This window comes from Pseudomonas sp. Larv2_ips, assembly GCF_963879675.1.
Taxonomy (GTDB): domain Bacteria; phylum Pseudomonadota; class Gammaproteobacteria; order Pseudomonadales; family Pseudomonadaceae; genus Aquipseudomonas.
In genome coordinates, this window is the sequence record NZ_CAWOAW010000031.1 from 650,598 (window position 1) to 651,267 (window position 670).

Genomic DNA, 670 nt, shown 5'->3' on the forward strand with positions numbered 1-670 from the left:
ACCACCACCATCACCGACTCGATCGATACCACTACCGTCACCCTGACGGCGGATCCTTCGGTCGTTGAAGGCGGCAACATCACCTATACCGCGACGCTGACCAATCCAGCGCAAACCGCGGTAACCGTAACGCTGAGCAACGGCCAGACGATCAACATCGAAGCCGGCAAGTCCTCAGGCTCGGTCGTGTTCCATACCCCTGCCAACGACGTCTACAACAACGGTTCGACCGTCAACACGACGATCACCAACGCTACCGGTGGCAACTTCGAGAACCTGGCAACCAACCCAGCGCCAGCAACTACTACGATCACCGACTCGATCGACACCACTACCGTCACCCTGACGGCGGATCCTTCGGTCGTTGAAGGCGGCAACATTACTTACACCGCTACGCTGACTAACCCAGCGCAAACTGCGGTGACTGTGACGCTTTCGAATGGCCAGACCATCGTCATCGAAGCCGGGAAATCTGCCGGTTCGGTGGTGTTTGAAACTCCGGCCAACGATGTCTACAACAACGGTTCGACCGTCAACACGACGATCACCAACGCTACCGGCGGTAATTTCGAAAACCTGGCAACCAACCCTACGCCAGCGGTGACCACCATCACCGACTCGATCGATACCACAACCGTCACCCTGACGGCGGACCCATCGGTCGTTGAAG

1 protein-coding gene is annotated in these 670 nt (G+C 57.8%); it reads left to right on the plus strand.

The window, feature by feature from the left end; all coding sequences use genetic code 11:
* A partial coding sequence (locus AACV02_RS28450; protein WP_218568292.1) for an immunoglobulin-like domain-containing protein occupies nucleotides 1–670 on the plus strand: 670 nt, incomplete at both ends.